Genomic DNA, 17,975 nt, shown 5'->3' with positions numbered 1-17,975 from the left:
AGCCATCAGCCGGCACGGTGCCTGGCAGCGCCCGGGGCTACGACAGGGGCCGCCAGCCGCCCGAAAATCAGCCCCAGGGCGCTCCACAGCACAAGCTGCATGCCTATGGCCGCCTCGCGAAAACGCCAGAGTACAAGAGCGGGAAAATCCGCCGGGACCTCATTGATATCGGGCAGACCAGCCTGCACGAGGGCTGTCAGAACCACAAAGATCCCTGCCGCGCAGACCGTGCCGTTCCATGCCCCCAACCGCTGTATCAGCCGCTGCCCCACCAGAACGGATACCGCCATGACACACACGGACAGCACGATCATTTCGAAATACGTGGCGGTACGCAGGCCGATTGTACCCGGCAACCCCACAGCCGGCGGATTGGGCGGGTATTTCAGGTCGGGGATCAGCACAAAGGTCAGGAACCCGGCCCCCGCCAGCAGCAGGGCCAGCGCACGCGGCGAAAACCTGCCCACCCGCCCATAGGCCAGCGCGAAAACGATAGCGAAAATCCCGCCATAGGCCGCGCCGTACAGGACTGCGGCCGTCAGAAGCCCGAAGGATGCCTGCACGGCACGGCTGACCAGTTCAGGCTCCGCCGCCATGCCCGCGGCCGTATCCCGCGCGCTTTCAAACGCAATGGCAAGTGCCACCTGCGGTTCACCGAACAGGCGGGCAAACACGAACGCAAGGCATGCCGCGCAAACGCCGGCAATCATGCCCCGCGCCAGAAGGCGTCCGACCATGGAAGCTGCCCTGCCTCAGTGGCAGGGAAAGCCCAGCAGATGGCGCCCGTCATGCACGAATTCATGCACCGCATGCCCCGAAAGCAGCGCCGTGGCACCCTGTTCGGCCCCCACAAAATACAGCAGCAGCGCCGACAGGATCAGCCCGAAGACCGCCCACGGCAGAACAGCCCGCAGGGGAATGGCGACAGGCATCGGGGTGGATGCAGGAATGGAGGAGGAAAAACCCTGGCTCATGACAGACACTCCGCACGGAAAAGCGCGTTCCGGGTTGGGACAAAAAGAACAGCAGGGGTCTGGCTTTGCGCATGCCTGGCGTGGCTGCAATTACAGTGGCGCGACCGCATCGGACTTTCACCGACTTCCCTGCTGTGGGCAGACTACACGCCACCGTCTGGTTTGAAAAGGCGGCACGGCGCGGGCGGATATGTCACAACACCCTTGATGGGTGCGGCACGCAGGGGGTATGAAACCCTTACAAGTCGATGGTTCCGTGCGAACGGATGAAAAGGGAATGCTGTACGCTTCGGCAGGACGCCATGTCCGGAAGCCAGTCAGCAACTGCCCCCGCAACTGTTGGCGGTGAGAGTCTGCCTGTATGGCTCCTTCCGGGGCTGGTCACTGGCCCGTTCGGGCCGGGAAGGCTTGGGCAGATATCCATGATCCGCGAGTCAGGAGACCTGCCATCGTCATGACAAGCCCGGATACCGGTCGGGGATGGCCGGTTCCCGAAAGACAGATGATGACCCTTCGTCTTCCCTGCGCCGTCTGCCCGCCAGCACGCCGCGTTCCGCACGCACGTCCAGCCACGGGCCACCGGCCCGGCTGACCTGCCCCTTTCCCCCCGATATCTCCCGTTCCACAGGCCCGTTCGTCCGTATACGGCCCCCCGAACCACGGCTTTTGCGCCGGGCCACGGTTTGGGGCCGCCATGGCTCCCGGCTCAGCCCTGTACAATGCTCCACTGCATCGTGCAGGGCTTTGAAGGGACGAATGCGTAGCCTCTGCACGCCGCAGGACCATTATGATCGTTCGTACGCTTTTTCCAGCGCGCACCCTTTATACCGCCAGCCTGCTCTCGCTCACGCTGCCAACATTCCCGCTGCAGGCGGCAACCCCGACATTTCCGGCAGACCCCGAAAAACCCGGCCATACCGTCCGCCGGGCCATGCCGGCCAGGACAGGCACACCCGCACAGCCACCCGCACAGCCGCCCACACGGGCGGCCACACAGGGGCAGGCCAGCGCGCGATCGGCAGCCCCCACCCAGCCGCCCGCGACCGGAACGCGCGAGACCATTCAGGTCATTGCCTCCCGCCATGATCTGCTCGGCCGGGCCGCCACCGCCAGCGAAGGGTCGCTGACCACGCGGGAAATACAGCTTCGGCCCGTCTACCGGGTCGGGCAGTTGCTGGAGGCCGTGCCGGGACTGGTCGTGACATCCCATTCCGGCGAAGGAAAAGCCAACCAGTTCCTGCTGCGTGGCTTCAACCTCGACCACGGGACGGATCTGGCAACCTTTGTGGACGACATGCCGGTCAACGGTGTCAGCAACGCCCATGGGCAGGGCTATACCGACCTGAATTTCCTTATTCCCGAGGTGCTGTCCGGTGTCGATTACACCAAAGGCCCGTTCCACGCGGATATTGGCGATTTCGGCGTGGCGGGGTCGGATCACATGAAACTGGCGGACGAGATCCCCCGCCAGATCAGCCTGAGTGCGGGCACCCTGGGCGATTACCGCGCCTATCTTGGCGGCACCGCCCATTTTGCCAATGGGGACCGATGGGTCAATGCGTTCGCCCTCTCCCACTCCGACGGGCCGTGGACATACCCCGACAACGCCCGGAGCATCCGCGCGCTGTCGCATTACACCCACGGCAGCGCCGCAAACGGCCTTGACCTGACAGCCATGTTCTATCGCGGCCAGTGGCGTGCCACGAACGACCAGCCGCTTGCAGCGTATTCCCAGGGGCTGATCGGCCGTTATGGCTCCCTGGACCCGACCGATGGCGGTTTTTCAGAACGGTACAGCCTGTCAGGCCATTATCATCTCAGCCGGGACACCTGGAAATGGACAACCAGCGCCTTTGTCACCCATGACCGCCTGACCTTGTGGAACAATTTCACCCATTACCTGGACGATCCGGTCAATGGCGACCAGCAGCAGCAGGATGAAACACGCACGACACTGGGCGGCAGCAGTGTATATGCCCGCAAGGACCGGGTCGGCACGGTCGGAACCGACACACAGATTGGCGTGCAGGGACGATACGACATCCTGTATGTGGACCGTCGCCACACCCGGCAGCGCGTGACACTGGCCGACTGTCCATCCAGCCTTGAGGCAACACGGCCCTATCTGTGCAACGCCGACACCATCAATCTGGGCGCGGTGGGGTTTTTCGTGCAGAACACCACGCACTGGCTGCCGTGGCTGCGAACGGTTGCCGGCCTGCGCGAGGATTATCAGGGCGGGAGCGACAGCAATCTGGTCGATGGCAGCCTGACGCGCAAACAGCAGTGGCTGTTCCAGCCCAAGGGAAGTCTGGTGTTCGGGCCGTGGCGGAAAACCGAACTGTACCTGAGCGCCGGGCGAGGTTTTCATTCCAACGACTTTCGCTCCGTTTCCGGGTCCTACGCGTCGGACGAGTTTGCAAAAGGCTCGGTCACGGTACCGCTCATGACACCTGCCGTCAGCGGGGAAGTGGGGGTCAGAACAACGCCACTACGGCACCTGAGCCTGCAGGCGGCGGCTTTCATTATCGATTTCGAGTCCGAACTGAGCTACGACGGCGATGCCGGGGTCACGTCTCCCGGCCCGGCCAGTCGCCGCAAGGGTGTTGAGTTTTCGGCCCAGTACACACCGTTCAACTGGCTGGAAATCAACACCGACCTGTCCTTCGCCAAGGCACGGTACCAGGCCAAAAACCTGTCCAGTTACGGGATCGACGGTGCCTATGTCACGAACGCCCCGAGCTTTGTCTGGTCGTTCGGCGTCATTCTCGATCGTGGACCGTGGTATGGCGGGCTACAGGTCCGCTGGCTGGGCGGCTACCCGCTGGTGGAAGACAACAGCCTGCGCTCAAGCGGGTATCAGGAAGTCAACATGACCCTCGGCTACCGGTTCACCAAGAAACTGAAACTGGAAGCCAGTGTGTTCAACGCGTTCAACACACACGCCTACGCCGCGCAATACGCCTATGATTATCGCCTGACACCGACATCGGCCATCCAGACCGGCGCCACGGGCCACCCGATCGAACCCATTTCCGCCCGTCTGGCTGTCACCGCCGCATTCTGATGCGCCCTTTCATCCCGCCGGGCTGGCGCATGACGGCGGAACACACCCTGCATAATCCTGGCCCGGCCAGCAGCGATGGTAGAAATCAACAGTAGAACAGGGGCGTATTCATGCAGGCCCTGCCCGTCGCCCCCCGAACGGGAAGGAACCACGTAAAACGGGAGTGCTGACGCAATTACCCCGGCACGCAGCCTGTAGCCGTCCCGGGCATCCAGCGCGGTACGGACATGCGTGGCCCCTGTCCTTGCGCTTGTGCACGCGGCTCCACTACACTGTGCGTTCCCTCCACCTGACAAGGTCTGCCACCCATGAACCTGCCACAGGAGTTTTCCGTTATTGCCGCGGTCTCCGCCTTCTGGCTGATTGCCATGGTCGTGCCCGGACTGGATTTCCTGCTCGTGACACGTCTTGCCGTCACGAAAGGACGCGCGGCGGCCATACAGGCCACAACCGGAATTGCTGTGGGTGTCGCATTGTGGGGGCTGGCAGGGTTTTTCGGTATCCGTGCGCTTTTCCTTGTAGCACCCTGGCTGTACCTGGCGCTCAAGATCGGCGGGGGGCTTTACCTGATAACAGTCGGCGTGAAGCTGTTCGCCAGCAGTTGGAAAGCCGACGACACGGCAGACCAGTCAGCACCGGCAACCCCGTCCCGAAGCGCCAGTTTCCGCGCAGGGCTTTTGACCAATCTGGCCAACCCAAAAGCGCCGATTTTCGTGTCCAGCCTGTTTGCCGCCTCCATGCCGCAGCATGCTCCGATCCATCTGGGGCTTGCCTGTGTCGCTGCCATGTTCATGGTTGCCGTGACCTGGTTCACGCTGGTCACGATGCTGTTCAGCCTTGAGCGCGTATCCTCCGTTTTTGTGCAACACCGCCGCTGGATCGACCGGTGCGCCGGTGCCGCATTCATGGCGCTGGGCCTTCGCTTCGTGACGGAACGTTCACCGACCTGACCGTGCGCGCAACTACCTGCCAGATACTGGCCTGGTCCCAAGTCATGACAGAACATCCGGAATAACGCGTGATATGCAAGGATGTGAGGTTCTATCCCACGTCCTTTTCTGGGCGCGCGTGTCTGAACGCGTATGACATTGGAAACCGGTCTTGAACGATACCCCCGAGCCTCGACCCCAGGCGCCTCCACCTGAACCGGGTGACACGCACCGTAACGACCAGCCGGGCTCTGCCTGGGTGGCCCGACTGCGTGGCAGGTTCGGGGTATATGGCCACCTCCCGCGCATGTTTCGGCAACTCTGGGCATGCAGCCCGTCGCTGACACTCGCCAGCGCAGTCCTGCGCGTGATACAGGCTGTTCAGCCTGCGATGGCACTCTATATTGCCAAGCTGATCGTTGACGAGGTTGTCCGTCTCAGCCGCATTCCCACCCTTCCTGCCCCGATAACGGCATGGATGGTCCATGGCAGCAGTGGCCATCTGCAGGAATACCTGGTTCTGGAATTCGGGTTGATTATCGTGTTCGACCTGACATCGCGCGGCATCGCTCTGGTCGATGGTCTGCTAAACGAACGCTATATCAACGCTGTCAGTCTGGCGCTCATGGATCATGCAGCCACGCTGGATCTCCAGCAGTTCGAATCCAGTACATTACAGGACCTGCTGGAACGGGCCCGCCGCCAGGCTTCGGGGCGGAACAATTTACTGGTACAGCTTTTCAATATTGCCCAAACGGCCGTAACGGCACTCATGCTCGCTATCGGCGTTCTCGTATTTGCGCCCTGGATGGTGCTGATACTGGTCGTGGCATTGCTGCCCTCCGCCGCGGGGGAGGCCCATTTCAACGCACGCGCCTACCGGCTGGCACGCACCAAGACCGCCGAACGCCGTGAAATGGAGTACCTCCGCTATGTCGGCGCCAGCGCCGAACATGCCAAGGAACTCAAACTGTTCGGGCTGGGTGACTTTCTTGTCGGGCGTTTTCGCGCGGCAGCGACAACCGTTCTGGACCAGAACCGCAAGCTGGCCGTGCGTCGCTTTATCTGGAGCAGCGTGTTCGCAGCCATAGGGTCGGCAGCGTATTACGGTGTCTATGTCGTGATTGTGTGGAACACCGTTCACGGCCCTCTCTCGGTCGGGGACATGACCTTTCTTTCGGGGTCGTTCCTGCGCCTGCATGGCCTTTTATCGACCCTGCTGCTGGGCATTACCCAGACTGCCAGTCAGGCACAATACCTGGACGATTTTTACACCTTTCTGGATTTGCGGCCGGTCATCCGGTCTCCTGCATGCGCCAGACCCTTTCCCTCTCCTATCCACAAGGGCATTCGTTTCAGGGATGTGGGTTTTCGGTATCCGGGAACGGATATCTGGGCCGTTCGCCATCTGGACCTGACAATCCATGCGAACGAGACCGTGGCTCTGGTCGGGGAAAACGGTGCAGGCAAGACCACACTGGTCAAACTGCTGACCCGCCTTTACGAACCGGATGAAGGAGAGATCACGGTTGATGGCATCTGCTTGCGGGACATGGACCTGCAGGACCTGCGCGCGCATATTGGCGTGATTTTTCAGGATTTCATCCGTTACAGCCTGACTGCATCCGAAAACATAGCCGTCGGCCGCATTACCGCACTTTCAGACGCCGGGCGGATCGAAGCCGCCGCACGGGAAGGACTGGCCGCGGACGTCGTGGGCAGGCTGCCCATGGGGTACAACCAGCCCCTGGGCAAGCGCGTCGCCCAAGGACGAGACCTATCCGGCGGAGAATGGCAGAAAATCGCGATATCCCGCGCATACATGCGCGATGCCGATCTACTGATCCTTGACGAACCGACATCCGCCCTCGATGCAAGGGCCGAAGCAGATGTATTCGACCGCCTGCGCATTCTGCGGCGCAACAAGACGGCTCTTGTCATCTCGCACCGTTTTTCGACAGTCAGAACCGCAGACCGTATCGTCGTTCTGGAACATGGGACAGTGCTCGAAACCGGCACGCATGACGAGCTTCTTGCCAGACAGGGCCGCTATGCCGAACTCTTTGCATTACAGGCCGAAGGTTACCAGTAACACCTTCAAAAACCTGTTTCTCTGTGCCCACAACGGCCCTGATCCCGATTGAATTGCCCAGGGCCTTGTGGAGACAGAAAAACCCGTAAGCCTCGGGAAAGTTGACGGCCGATACGCCAGAAAATCCCGGCGAGACGCGGGCGAAGCGGCACGGCCGATCAGTCGGTCGCTGGCGCCACCCCTGCATCGGCTCGCCTCACTCCGCAGCGACGGCGACGCCCTGCGCCGGGGATCGCCCGATCCGCAGCGCCATCAGCGCCGCCACCACCCCGGCGAACCCGGCCATCACCAGCATGTCGCGATAACTCCCCTGTGCCTGGCGCAGCACACCCGCGAGCGATGCCGCGAAGGCCGCGCCGATTTGATGGCCGAACACGATCCATCCGAACACGACCGGCGCGCGTGCCTCGCCGAAGGCGGCGTTGGCGAGCCGGAGCGTCGGCGGCACCGTCGCGATCCAGTCCAGGCCGTAGAACACGCCGAACAGCGTCAGGCTTACGCCGTGAAAGTCTACGAACGGCAGCGCCATCAGCGACAGGCCGCGCAGTCCGTAATAGGCGAAAAGCAGCCGCCGCGCATCCATCCGGTCGGTAAGCCAGCCCGAGGCGGTGGTGCCGAACAGGTCGAAGAACCCCATGAGCGCGAGATACCCTGCCGCCGGGACCGCGCCTACGCCGTGATCAGCACAGATCGCGATAAAATGCGTGCCGATCAGCCCGTTTGTCGTAAAGCCGCATACGAAGAACGTCAGGAACAGCAGCCAGAAATCCCGCATCGCCATGGCTTCACGCAGCGCCGACACCGCAATGCGCAGCGGGTGGCGCGACGGGCGCGCGGGCGGGACATATCCCTCCTGCGCCCCATGCGGCACCAGTCCCAGACGTTCGGGATGCTCGGGCAGGAACAGCGCGACGAGCGGCACGAGGGAGAGGCACACGACCGTCACAGCGACGACCGGCCCCCGCCAGCCATGCGTCTGCGCAAGGGATGCCAGCAAGGGCAGGAACAGCAGCGACCCCGTTGCCGTGCTTGCCGCGAGCAGCCCCATGACCGTGCCGCGCCGTGCCACGAACCAGCGATTGACGACCGTAGCGCCAAGCACCATCGCCACGGCCCCGGTGCCCAGACCGGTCAGCACGCCCCAGGTGAGAAAGAACTGCCACGGCGCGGTCATGAACAGCGAAAGCCCGGACGACGCCCCGATCAGCAGAAGGGCACCGATCAGCGTACGCCGGATGCCGATCGACTGCATCAACGCCGCCGAGAACGGTCCCACGAAGCCATAGAGGAATATGCCGAACGCGGCGACCGACGAGACCGTGGTCCGGCTCCACCCCAGCTCCATTTGCAGGGGCATCATCAGGACGCCGGGCGTTGCGCGCACACCGGCCGACACCAGCAAGGAAAGAAAGGTAAGCCCCACGACGACCACGAAGACGCTACCCTTGCGGATGTGAAGGTTTCTGCTCATATGACTGACCGGTAAGTTACAACTCAGTCAGCGTAGGTACCGATCGGTAACATCGTCAAGCGGAAACATATCATGAAGCGACCCACCTCCGGCGTCAGCGCCGCCGAACGTATTCGGAACTCAGCACGAGACCTGTTTTACAGCAACGGAATACGCTGCGTCGGCGTCGACGAGATCGTGCAGAATGCGGGCGTCACCAAGCCGTCGCTCTACCGCGCCTACGAATCCAAGGACGGCCTGGCCGCGGTCTATCTCGATGAATTTTTCCAGACCTGTCTTACGCGTTTCGAACAGGCCGAGGCCACCTGTCCTGACGATCCGCGCGGCCAGCTCCTCTCCTATTTCGACGGTCTGGCTGAACGGGCCTCCCGTCCGGCCTATCGGGGCTGCGGGCTGACAAACGCAATTCTGGAGTTCCCCGATCACAACCACCCCGTCCGCCGGGAGGCCGCGCGACTGAAGCAGGCAATGGCCGACTGGATCGCCTCGCGCGTCGCGCTTCTGGACACAGGCGAACCCGAACGGCTGACGTCTGGACTGGTGCTGCTGATGGAGGGGGTGTTCGTCGCGGGACAGGCCTTTGCACCGCCCGGCCCGGCTGCTCACGCCGGCATGGTAGCCCGTCTCCTGCTTGATATGTAAATGTTATGCTGCACATCTCCGCATTGGGCGCTGAGCTTTCGCTCCGTCATGTCAGAAACAAGATGCGTGACGAAGGCACCGGCGTTTATGTGACCATCAGTCGCGTGACCCTGTGGCAGTAATACGCGAAAGCGATAAAGGCCATTCTGTTGCGACATTTGCGAGGCTACGAAGGTGGAATCGAGTAAAGCCCATTGCACTTTTGGTAATGCCACAGACCGGTTACGGCGGCCTGCCTACGTAGGCGTAGAGAGCTTTTTCCGGGTCCGGATACAGCCTAGCCTTCAGATCCGGCGGCAGAGGATATAGCTGCGATCGATCAAACGGGATGAAGCCGCTTACCCCGAAAACTTACCGCGGATGCCCGCGGGCCGTTACCGCAGGCCGACAGCCGGCCAGAGCATCTGTTCCATGGTCAAAGCATGGCGACAACGGAATCCCATTCCGGGGCAGCCTGCGCAGCGCCGGGCTTCGTAACAGACAAGGCTGCTGTTGCCGCCGCAAAGCGAACAGCTTCAGCAAGCGGCTTTTTCAAAGCCATTGCGACTGCCAGCCCTGCATTGAAACAGTCGCCTGCTGCAACTGTATCCACTGGCGTCACAGGAAACGGCGGAATAAATCCGCTCGCAGTCCTATTCTGCCACCAGACCCCGCGCGACCCCATTTTTACGATTGCGGTCCCGACACCCCGGTCCAACAGCAGCCGGGCGGCTTTTTCGGCTTCCTGCTCATTCATTGGCAGAATACCGCATAAGGCTGCTGTTTCCGTTTCATTCGGGGTTACAATATCCGCAAGCGACCATAACTCATCCGGCACAGGGCAGGACGGAATGGGGGCGGGGTCCAGAATGACGCAACAGCCATTGTCACGAGCACGCCGGGCCGCCGCCAGAACCGCCGCAACCGGCACTTCAAGCTGCAACAAAAGAACCGATGCCGCGCTGAACAGGGTATCCGCCCGGCTGACATCACTGTGGTCCACGCACATATTGGCGCCGCCCACCACGGTAATACAGTTTTCTCCGCCCGGGCCGACCCCGATCAGCGCCAGCCCTGTCGGGGCGTTGGCATCCATTCTGACGGCATCCAGATCGACCGTAAATGTCTGAAGCGCCGCGCGCGCCTGAACGCCAAATGCGTCATCACCAATCCGGCCCACCAGTGCGGAACGCACGCCGCAACCAGCCCCCAGTCGCCCCGCCGCCGCGCCCTGATTGGCACCTTTGCCACCCAGCCCGATAGCGTAGGTATCGGCATGGACAGTTTCACCCGGCACGGCCAGTTTCTGCCCGCGTGCCGTGATATCGATATTGATGCTGCCAAAAGAAAGAATAAGAGGTGAGCCCGACATTGATCGAAGAGCCTGTTCTAGTGCCAAAACCCGATCCGTGCGGACCATGCAAGCATGGTTCCTACAGCATCTTCGGCCAGTGGAATACCGTGAAAAAAGCGGTTACCCGGCTGCGTTCGCGGCAGGGTGTCGCGGTCTTTCACACAGCACCGGCCCTGTCGGGTTGCAGCATGACAACGGGCCGGAGCGGCCATGCCTCAAGATAGGGCACGGCTGTCAGGCCGCTGCGTTCTCCGGCCAGATAGTCTTCCGGGTAGAAACGCCTTGCGGCATTTGTCCGCAGGTCAAACACCAGTGTAACCGGCCCGGTATCCTCCGGCACCGCGAACGCCCCGTACGCACCCGGACTGACACCACAGGTCTGCCCGTTCATGCGGCAGTCCAGCACACCCGATACCTCTGGCACGACCAGATACCACACGCACCCTTCAGGAAGCGGTGGCGGCGTGAAGGTCAGGGTATACTGGCCCATGCCTTCCGGCAGGATGATCCCCTGTTCTTCCAGCGCACAGGCGGTGCTGACGGGGCGGGACGGCTGTTCGGGCACCACAAAACCCCACCCATCGGGCAACGGTACAACCTGTCGGCCCGCATCGGTTACCGCCGGGGGGCGGGCAAGAAGGGGTAAAGGCGGAACAGGGGACTTCCCTGAACCGGCGGGGGGGATGGGCGACATGACATCCAGACACATGACGTCATGCGGGCGCAGGGCCAGTGTTGCCCCGGTTTGCGCGGGAACGTGGCATTCCGCCAGCCAGGTTCCGCTCTCAAGGCACCACAGGCGTACATGCCGTGCGTGGGGCGCAGGCGGGATATCGAGCGTGCCCCAGTGTGTTGCGGTATTGAACACCGCAAACCGGTCATGGCCGGGTTTTATCCTGTGCCATGTGATACGGGTGGCGTTATCGCTGGTTTTTACAAACATCGCCCTTGCGCCGGTCTGTCCGCTGGCAAGGTTTTCGGCGGTCTGCGGAATATCGCCCACTGCCACAGCCTGCACGGGCAGGCCGCTGGCCCACGAGCGCTCCCCTCCCCCATGCACGGCCGATATCGCCACCGGGCCACCTGACAGAAGACGGCAGCCCGGTCTGGCGGCAAAACGCTTGAGCTGCTCCAGGGAACTTGCCTGTTCCAGCCAGCCCGGGCCCGGCAGGATCAGGGTATCGATTTCCTCCGCGAAAGTAATCGTGGTGCTGAACTGGCTTTCATCCACAACAGCAAAGGCGCACCCTGCCGCGTCCAGCGCCTGCGCCCACTGCCCGAACTGTTCGGCACTGGCGGGGGCCGTGTCCGAAGCCCACAGATCCGCCAGCGGGTATACCAGGCCGACCGTCCGCACGGGATGACCGTCTTCCAGAAACACAGACAGCCTGGCCAGATAATCCGACAGGAGCGGCATGTACCGCCACCATGGCTGCATGTTGAACCCGGGCGGAAAATCGAAAAGTGGCTCGAAGTCACCCGCAGGTTCGAACGCCGTCACCCCCGGCAGATAAAGCGCATGCAGCAGCACACGCCGCGCGCCGTTCAGGATATGGCCGATGCACTGCATGCGCAGCCGGTCTAGCGATAGGTCCCACTGCCCCTTGAGTGAAGGGCGGCCGGCTTCGCGCCCGGTTGCGTACTGTTCCACCGTGCAGCGGCTGCGCCCGTTGGCCCGCGCGATGGAATCCCCCATCAGAACCGACAGTTGGGAATGAAAATCCGCAGCGTCCACCGTTGTGGCTGTACGAAAACGGTCAAACCCGAAATAGTCCGTACCGGGCATAACCCGCGGGTCAAACCCCTTCAGCCCGCCGCGCAGCGCCCAGGCCCCCACATGGGGCAGAATTTCATGGCCTGTCAGGCCCTTGCCCCGCATATCGCACCAGCTACGCAATGTGCCGAAAAAAGCCCGGTGCATGAGTGTGGCATAGCGTCGGAAAAACAGAACACGCGCCCGACAGTGTTCAGGGCTGTCGCCCGCAGCCAGGGATGCCAGTTGCTGGAGCGTCACCCCATCGGCCAGCAGGCTGTCATCCCACAGGATACTGTTGCCGACACTGCCGCACTGTTCGTTCCAGGTATAAAAACCGGCATAAGGATGATCGAAAAAGAAACTTTCCGCATCGGGCATGGCTTCAAGCAGGGGCGCATAGACCCGTTCGGCAAACCGGCGAGCGGTTTCGGGCAGCAGATAGTTGACCAGCCGGGATGTCGCACAGCGCGCGGCAACCAGCAGTGTTACCTCCCCCCCCTCGGGCAGGCCGGGAGCGCCCAGTTCGACACGGCACCCGCTTTCATCGGCGACAAGGTCCACCGCTTCGGCCTGAAAGGGCTGCCCGTCCTCACGCACCAGCCCCACCACCGTCCAGTCAGACCAGCGCGGCACACCGGTCTCGTAGCACCAGTCAGCCCCCTCCTGCCCCAGAAAACCCAGGAAATCCGAACGGATACCGGTAATGCTGAAGGAGGCCCGGCCCTGCCGCAGCGGTGCCCGGCACCAGAACAGGTGACGTTCACGCAGGTGGTCCGCCCCCTGTACGGTCCGGCCGCCCCCATGGCCGGACATCCAGTTATATTCGTCGTAAATTTCCAGATCCAAGCCCAGGGCACGGGCCTCAGCACTGACAAAACGGCACCGTTCGAGGTAAGCGGACGAAAGATACTCCGCCCGCGGAAAGGACAGGCGTGTCTGCACCATGACACACCCCAACCCGGCAGCCCTGGCGTCACGCAGGCTTTCGCGGCATTCGTCCTCGCCCGGCAGGTAATGCCAGAACCAGAACGCCGCCGGGCGGAACGCGTTGTCTAGCAGCATGCGGGCACGGCCGTATCGGCAGGGGCGAAACACACCATGACCTGAGCCTGCGCCCCGGTTCCGGCCAGTGTCAGCTCAAGCCCCTGCGCCAGTTCCGCCACGGCGCAGTCCGTGTTATTTTCATGCGCCAGCACAAGGCCTGCACGGGTGCGCTCACCCAGTACCAGCGTGCCGCCCGCAACCGTGCCTGACGCCGCCGTAATCCGGCAGGACATGCCATCATCCCCGATACGCAGATGCGACAGCACACCCGGCACGGACCATGCCAGCAGCAGGCGGCCATTCCGCAGCAGCCGGGCCTGCGTGGCATCCATTTCCAGCGTGACCGGGCCTACAGGGCTGTTCACCGGACCCAGCGTGCCTGTTTCTCCGTTCCAGTTCAGTCTCCACCCCTGCCAGGGGTTGAAGTCCATGACATGGGACACGCCGATCAGCGGCAGCATACCCCCCCATGACAGGAACAGGTCGGTGTCGGGCTGGTCGTCCGGCAGGCCCGTATCCGCATTGTAGTTTTCAGCCGCTATGCGCCGCCCGGTCCAGGACAGGTCAAACAGCGCCATGCTGCTTGTGGCAAGCTGTTCTGCCTCCTGCGCCAGCCCGTAGCGTTGCAGACCCTGCCAGACAAAATAATTGACGTTGGGCCATATGCGGCCCCGCCAGTACACATTATCCGCAAATGCCGGATCATCCCGCGTGACATTGGGCAACATGAACGTGCCGCCCAGCCGTGCCGGATCTGTCAGCAGGGCCACCATATGGCGGACCTGCTCCTGCGTGGCGGCACCACAGACCAGCGGATAAAGGCTTGTCGGCCCGATACTTCTGACAAAACCGCCGCCGCGCTGGCGGTTGGCAAATACACAGCGCTCTGCATCCCAGAACACCGTACTGATCGCCTGCCGCCCCTGTTCCGCCAGGGTGGCAAAACGGGCCGCGGCGGCACTGTCACCCAGTTCACGCGCCATGAGGGACAGCATTTCGGCATCGAGCGTCAGGGAACAGTTCAGCCCCAGGTCAAGCGTCGACAGGCTGCGCGTGGCGGGGTCATAGGTTGCTTCGTCATGGGTGGGGGAATTGTCCATGCCGGTTTCATTGCAGGCGCCAAAACGCGTGCCCTGATAAAGGCCGTCTCCCACATCCGACGTCCCGCACGACACAAGGCCCGAACCATCCACATCACGATGGGTGCGCCACCACATATGGTTGCGCACCAGATCGCCATAGCAGCGTTCCAGCACGGTCCTGTCCGATGTACGCAGATAGATCAGCCACATCATGAAGGCGCCATTGGGCGCCTGCGTGCGGTCCACCCAGGAATCGTTCGATGTCAGGATACAGGCAAAATTACCCTGGGGGGTCGCACTTGCCATGGAAACATCAATATTCTCGCGCGTGACCGTGCGGTCGAACAGGCTGGTCATGAGTGCGGCATAGGTCTGGTCATTCCACCAGACGGCAAAGCTGCCCAGGTTCCAGAACCGGCTGACACATGTATAGGCACGGTGATTCTGCCTGTCGTACAGCGTATTCCATGCCATGACATCGCGCACGGCATCCAGCGCGCCCGCAAAGCGGCCGGTCTGGACCGGCAGGACAGGCTGGACCGGCTGCCCCAGTGCGGCGCGGACATGCTCTACCGCGAGTGCCGCACTGTCAGCGGCGGCGGCGGCAAAGCGGCCCTGCGGCATCATTTCCAGATTGAAGCGCAGAACCAGGACATTACCCTGCGTGCCACGACTCTCCTTGAAAAAATAACCATTTTTCTCGTAATCGGCAACAACGTCATCCAGCGTGTCGTGTACCGTAACCTGCACGGGCGCGATATCACTGCCCAAGGCTACCGTGCGGCCATTGACAGTCACCAGCGCCTCCGACCCATTCCAGCAGACGGGGCTGCCATCATCGCTGGACAGGCAGATGCTGACCCAGTACCGCAGGCCCCACTCTGCCTTAACGGCGGGCCGCCAGCTTCCCACAACGGCCCACGGATCAGGCTTGGTGTAGGAAAATGCCAGTTCCGTACCACCGAAAGCCGACACGAACTCCACAACGTCCCCATCCATGCTGTGGCGGCCCAGACGCATATGCTCACGTCCGCGCAGCAGGGTCGCCCTGCGCAGGCGGGTGGAATACAGAACCGGGGTCACCCTTACCCCCAGCGGCAGAAAAACCATTTCGGCCGGCAGGTCCGACCATGTGTTCCAGGCGCGGGAGGAAGGTACGTTGGGATTAACCAGCATGGTGACTCTCACTCTCTGAAGACAAATCGAAAGAAACAATACGGCAAAGCGCCTGTGTCAGGCTTGCCGTGTCCGGTTCGTGCCCCAGGCTCCATGCCAGGGTGTTGTGCAGCCCCAGGAACGACCGGCGGCACTTGCGCAGGAGCATGTCAGCACTTTCTCCATCCAGCCCCTGCGTGTCCATCAGCCAGCCACGCAGGACAGGAGCCGCGGCCGGATGATCGAGCACCGCACTCATGGGTGTCTCAACCGTCAGGGCAAAATGCTGTGCGGTGCTGTCCGGTGTATGGGATACACGCAGGCGTATATCACGCGAGGAAGCGCCGATCTCGATCGTGGCGGCACCGGCCGAAATGCACCAGTCCTGTCGCAGGCAGTCGAAATACGCGAAGTCACGGCCGGACAGACAGACCTCCACCTCCCGGCTTTCACCGGGTTCCAGTGTTACGGACCCGAACGCCCGCAGCACCCGCACCGGATAGCTGACACGGCTTTCCCTCTGCCCGGTATCGGTCCGGCCGATATAGAGCTGCCATATTTCACGCCCCGGCCGGGTTCCTGTATTGGTCAGCCAAAATCTGACGCGCACGGTCTGCTCCGCCCCCTGCCCTTCGGCCTGCACATCGGGCTGACCATAGTGGAACGTCGTGTAGGACAGGCCAAATCCGAACGGATAAAGCGGCGTAATATCCCTGCGGTCGAAATAGCGATACCCGACAAAAATACCTTCACGGTAGATATTGCGCCCCTGTTCGCCCGGATAACCAAGAAACGCCGGGGCGTCTGCCTCGCGCTCCGGCCAGCTTGTTGAAAGCTTTCCAGAAAAATTCCTTTTCCCACAGAGCAGTTCAGCAACCGCCAGACCAAATCCCTGGCCTGCATAGCCCGCCGCAACAATGGCCTGTACGTCATCCCGCCAGGGCAACAGCGCGGCATCCGGCGTGATGACCACAACCGCCACAGCCGGATTGACACGGCAGACCCGTTCGATCAGCGCATTATGTGCTGGCAGAAGATCAAGATTTTTACGATCCGCGTCTTCGCCTGCTTCCGCTCCGGGTGTGCTGGCAAAAATTACGACAGAGGTCGCACGGGCCGCTTTCTGCAGTGCCTCTGCCTGCCTTTGGGGGTCTGCCGTGCCGTCCTCACACCAGCCGGGTTCATGCAGGACCGTGACATGGGGCAGCAGGGAGCGGAGCGCGCTCAAAGGCTGGTCGACCTGCCACGCATTGACCGCGGCACTGCCGGCACCCTGAATCTGCGGGCAGAGCGCGTCCGTGCCGATCACCAGCACCGTGTTATGCGCGCCGTCCTGCAGCGGCAGGCGCGCATGCGTATTGCGCAGCAGCACGCACCCTTCCGCCGCGGCCCGGACCGCAAGAGCATGATGTTCCCGCCAGACAGGGGGCTGACGCGGGCGGGCCGCCTGAATGCTGTCCAGATGTTCGACAAGGCGCAGCAGGCGCAGACAGGCATGGTCCAGCACCTCAGGCGCAATGTCGTGGCGGGTCATGACCTGACGCAGGCTGGCTTTTCTGGCCCGGCTGAGCGGCATGTCCAGATCACACCCGGCTTCCAGCGCGCCGGGGCGGTTGCCAATGGCATGCCAGTCAGACATGACCACCCCCCCGTAGCCCCAGCAGCCACGCAGGATGTCCGTCAGAAGCCATGCGTTTTCGGAAGCATGAATGCCGTTCAGCCTGTTATAGGCCGTCATGACTGTCCACGGGTTGCTGCGCGCGATCACACGTTCGAAAACTGCCAGATATACCTCGCGCAGCGCGCGTTCCTCCACGACTGAATCCATCGTGATGCGTTCAGTCTCGGAATTGTTGCAGGCAAAATGCTTCAGGGACGCTGCCACACCGTTATCCTGCAGTCCGCGTATCATGGCGGCGGCCATATCCGCCGAAAGCACAGGATCTTCACTATAATATTCGAAAGACCGCCCGGCCCGCGCCGAACGGCGGATATTGACCCCGGGCCCCAGCAGAACATCGACATCGCGCGCCCGGCATTCCCGCGCCAGGGCGCTGCCTATCTCGTACAGCGTTGCCTCGTTCCAGCCACAGGCCAGAACCGATGCCGCGGGAAAACACGTGGCCGGATAGCTGGCCCCCAGCAGGGCGGACGCTTCTGCCCCATCCGTGGTGTCCGGCCCTGCCCGGTCCGTGTCCCGGCCGGTTTCAACCAGGCCGAAGAACATGTCCGTGTCATCGTCCAACTCAGCGGACATGGTCGGGGCCTCGCGCAAGACCCTTAGCCCGTTGGAGCCGTCGGCCATGCGCAGGGACCTGACACCAAGCCGCGCGATGGCGGATGTCGTAAAAAGAGAATGCCCACTGACCAGATCGAGTTTTTCATCCAGGGACATCTGGGCCAGTTGCTGTTCCGGCGTATGGCGCACAG

Annotated in this window: 11 protein-coding genes, 1 pseudogene and 2 riboswitches; of the genes and pseudogenes, 4 read left to right on the top strand and 8 right to left on the bottom strand. The window is 62.4% G+C overall.

Annotated features, from left to right (window positions below):
- Window positions 1-5: 5 nt before the first annotated feature.
- Window positions 6-737 carry a CbtA family protein gene (locus ABF990_RS05375; RefSeq protein ID WP_415499782.1) on the bottom strand — a complete coding sequence of 244 codons (732 nt, stop codon included), beginning with the start codon at window positions 735-737 and terminating at the stop codon, window positions 6-8.
- A gap of 15 nt (window positions 738-752) precedes the next feature.
- Complete coding sequence (locus tag ABF990_RS05370) at window positions 753-974, bottom strand: CbtB domain-containing protein (RefSeq protein ID WP_415499781.1); 222 nt, start codon at window positions 972-974, stop codon at window positions 753-755.
- Window positions 975-1,006: 32 nt separating this feature from the next.
- Window positions 1,007-1,147, bottom strand: a riboswitch (cobalamin riboswitch).
- A gap of 59 nt (window positions 1,148-1,206) precedes the next feature.
- Window positions 1,207-1,440, top strand: a riboswitch (cobalamin riboswitch).
- A gap of 321 nt (window positions 1,441-1,761) precedes the next feature.
- Between ABF990_RS05370 and ABF990_RS05365 the strand changes: the two genes are divergently transcribed.
- From ABF990_RS05365 to ABF990_RS05355, 3 genes are all read left to right on the top strand, one after another.
- On the top strand, window positions 1,762-4,041 hold the full coding sequence (locus tag ABF990_RS05365; RefSeq protein ID WP_415499780.1) for a TonB-dependent receptor: 2,280 nt from the start codon (window positions 1,762-1,764) through the stop codon (window positions 4,039-4,041).
- Between the two features lie 308 nt (window positions 4,042-4,349).
- Window positions 4,350-4,991: a LysE family translocator gene (locus ABF990_RS05360; protein ID WP_415499779.1), complete on the top strand. Its 642-nt coding sequence runs from the start codon at window positions 4,350-4,352 to the stop codon at window positions 4,989-4,991.
- Between the two features lie 286 nt (window positions 4,992-5,277).
- Window positions 5,278-7,062 carry an ABC transporter ATP-binding protein gene (locus tag ABF990_RS05355; protein WP_415499778.1) on the top strand — a complete coding sequence of 595 codons (1,785 nt, stop codon included), beginning with the start codon at window positions 5,278-5,280 and terminating at the stop codon, window positions 7,060-7,062.
- Window positions 7,063-7,258: 196 nt separating this feature from the next.
- Here the strand turns inward: ABF990_RS05355 and ABF990_RS05350 are convergent, their stop codons facing one another.
- On the bottom strand, window positions 7,259-8,533 hold the full coding sequence (locus tag ABF990_RS05350) for an MFS transporter (RefSeq protein ID WP_415499777.1): 1,275 nt from the start codon (window positions 8,531-8,533) through the stop codon (window positions 7,259-7,261).
- Window positions 8,534-8,605: 72 nt separating this feature from the next.
- Between ABF990_RS05350 and ABF990_RS05345 the strand changes: the two genes are divergently transcribed.
- Window positions 8,606-9,175, top strand: coding sequence for a TetR/AcrR family transcriptional regulator (locus ABF990_RS05345; protein WP_415499776.1), 570 nt, complete (start codon window positions 8,606-8,608; stop codon window positions 9,173-9,175).
- Between the two features lie 85 nt (window positions 9,176-9,260).
- Here the strand turns inward: ABF990_RS05345 and ABF990_RS05340 are convergent.
- The 5 genes and pseudogenes from ABF990_RS05340 to ABF990_RS05320 form a co-directional block, all read right to left on the bottom strand.
- Window positions 9,261-9,466 (bottom strand): annotated as a pseudogene (locus tag ABF990_RS05340) (IS5/IS1182 family transposase); the annotation flags it as partial.
- A 124-nt stretch (window positions 9,467-9,590) separates the two neighbouring features.
- A complete protein-coding gene (locus ABF990_RS05335) occupies window positions 9,591-10,526 on the bottom strand; it encodes a ribokinase (protein WP_415499775.1) in 936 nt (311 codons plus the stop codon).
- Window positions 10,527-10,665: 139 nt separating this feature from the next.
- The gene (locus tag ABF990_RS05330) at window positions 10,666-13,326 is read right to left on the bottom strand and encodes a hypothetical protein (RefSeq protein WP_415499774.1); all 2,661 of its coding nucleotides are present in this window, start codon (window positions 13,324-13,326) and stop codon (window positions 10,666-10,668) included.
- Window positions 13,317-15,566, bottom strand: coding sequence for an MGH1-like glycoside hydrolase domain-containing protein (locus tag ABF990_RS05325; protein WP_415499773.1), 2,250 nt, complete (start codon window positions 15,564-15,566; stop codon window positions 13,317-13,319). Before ABF990_RS05325 ends, ABF990_RS05330 begins: the two co-directional genes overlap by 10 nt.
- The gene (locus ABF990_RS05320; protein ID WP_415499772.1) at window positions 15,556-17,973 is read right to left on the bottom strand and encodes a beta-glucosidase; all 2,418 of its coding nucleotides are present in this window, start codon (window positions 17,971-17,973) and stop codon (window positions 15,556-15,558) included. Before ABF990_RS05320 ends, ABF990_RS05325 begins: the two co-directional genes overlap by 11 nt.
- Between the last annotated feature and the right edge of the window lie 2 nt (window positions 17,974-17,975).

Source organism: Acetobacter sp., assembly GCF_047723915.1.
GTDB lineage: Bacteria > Pseudomonadota > Alphaproteobacteria > Acetobacterales > Acetobacteraceae > Acetobacter.
Note: the sequence above shows the minus strand (reverse complement) of the source record. Positions and strands in the feature narration are given on the sequence as shown.

Coding starts and splice junctions, on each gene's coding strand:
- ABF990_RS05375 (WP_415499782.1), bottom strand. CDS start 737: ATGGTCGGACGCCTTCTGGCGCGGGGCATGATTGCCGGCGTTTGCGCG.
- ABF990_RS05370 (WP_415499781.1), bottom strand. CDS start 974: ATGAGCCAGGGTTTTTCCTCCTCCATTCCTGCATCCACCCCGATGCCT.
- ABF990_RS05365 (WP_415499780.1), top strand. CDS start 1,762: ATGATCGTTCGTACGCTTTTTCCAGCGCGCACCCTTTATACCGCCAGC.
- ABF990_RS05360 (WP_415499779.1), top strand. CDS start 4,350: ATGAACCTGCCACAGGAGTTTTCCGTTATTGCCGCGGTCTCCGCCTTC.
- ABF990_RS05355 (WP_415499778.1), top strand. CDS start 5,278: ATGTTTCGGCAACTCTGGGCATGCAGCCCGTCGCTGACACTCGCCAGC.
- ABF990_RS05350 (WP_415499777.1), bottom strand. CDS start 8,533: ATGAGCAGAAACCTTCACATCCGCAAGGGTAGCGTCTTCGTGGTCGTC.
- ABF990_RS05345 (WP_415499776.1), top strand. CDS start 8,606: ATGAAGCGACCCACCTCCGGCGTCAGCGCCGCCGAACGTATTCGGAAC.
- ABF990_RS05335 (WP_415499775.1), bottom strand. CDS start 10,526: ATGTCGGGCTCACCTCTTATTCTTTCTTTTGGCAGCATCAATATCGAT.
- ABF990_RS05330 (WP_415499774.1), bottom strand. CDS start 13,326: ATGCTGCTAGACAACGCGTTCCGCCCGGCGGCGTTCTGGTTCTGGCAT.
- ABF990_RS05325 (WP_415499773.1), bottom strand. CDS start 15,566: ATGCTGGTTAATCCCAACGTACCTTCCTCCCGCGCCTGGAACACATGG.